The organism is Corallococcus sp. AB049A (assembly GCF_003668885.1).
GTDB classification, from domain to species: domain Bacteria; phylum Myxococcota; class Myxococcia; order Myxococcales; family Myxococcaceae; genus Corallococcus; species Corallococcus interemptor.
The window spans coordinates 1-382 of sequence record NZ_RAWL01001484.1; the positions used below are offsets into that span (position 1 = coordinate 1).

The following is a 382-nucleotide window of genomic DNA, read 5'->3' on the forward strand; positions in this document are numbered from 1 at the left end:
GTGATATCCAGTGCCGGTAAATTACGCGGCTCGGTTTCCAGCACAATTTTCATTGCTGCACGATCGGCGTCACTGAAAAAGCCATTATAAAGCTGTGCATCCACATTATCTGAAGGTGTAAACGGTTCGGCTTCCGCGAATATCGCTACCACTTTTTCACGCACTTGCGGATTTTCACGCAGAATTTTTAGGTTATCGAGGCAATGCTGACGATTAATTCCCAGTCGGTCGGCATGTTCCGGGCGTAGCGTATTCGCCTGGGCCAGTACCGGACATTTGTTGATATGCACCAGCTTAACCGGAACGGCGGCGTTATCGCCAAGATCGGCTTTTGCGGTATATAAACGCTCGCGCAATGTGTCGCTATCCAGCTCCAGTAATG

At 49.7% G+C, this 382-nt stretch carries 1 protein-coding gene; it reads right to left on the bottom strand.

Features of this window, described 5'->3' with window-relative positions; all coding sequences use genetic code 11:
* A partial coding sequence (locus tag D7X55_RS42665; RefSeq protein ID WP_304988949.1) for a hypothetical protein occupies positions 1-382 on the bottom strand: 382 nt, incomplete at both ends.